Consider the following 648-nt stretch of genomic DNA (forward strand, 5'->3'; position numbering starts at 1 on the left):
CATCGGTATTGAACCGGATAGCGTTGCCTGTTGACCAGCCGCTGCCCCAACCATCGGCTTTCAAGGTGAAATAAGGCACTCCCGCTTCCGGGTTAATTGGAGCGGTATCCGTTGTTGTGCTGCCGTTGGCTATGATCCCGAGCTTTTCCTCTACAATCTGGAAGGCAGTAGTGCTGGTAAAAATGATCGCCCACTTGCCGTATATGTCTCCCTTGTTGGTCACCTCTACCGGATAGTTGATGGTGTTGTATTGGGCCGTTGTCTGGTCTCCAACCCGGTTATCCGTCCAGTTTGGATCGCCGTTATCCCATACCTTCTGGCTGAAAAAGTTTTTTACTCTGGCCTGAAGATCGCCATAGACCACCGCACTGCTCACCGTGGTTTCGGAGGCGGGTAAATCCCAAGGCACCGGGGAGATAATAGACAGATCGCCATTAATCTGAACGTCGCTTAAAACGCTCATGTGCTCCACCATAAAAGTCGTCACCAAAGGAGCACTAATCTGCATTTCCACCTTACTTCGGGTAAAATCTATATATTCCGCTCCAGTGAAATAGGTAAAAGTCTCAACGGAATAATCAACGGCAGTAATACGGATAAACTGGCTGATTTTTTCATCCGGTGTAATCAGCTTATAGACCTCGCCAA

General features: G+C 48.8%; 1 pseudogene. It reads right to left on the minus strand.

What is annotated here, in order from left to right:
• Window positions 1-648: pseudogene (locus J7438_RS26790) on the minus strand (hypothetical protein); the annotation flags it as partial.

Origin of the sequence: Thalassotalea sp. G20_0 (assembly GCF_017744175.1) — a bacterium.
In the GTDB taxonomy this organism is placed as follows: domain Bacteria; phylum Pseudomonadota; class Gammaproteobacteria; order Pseudomonadales; family Endozoicomonadaceae; genus Endozoicomonas.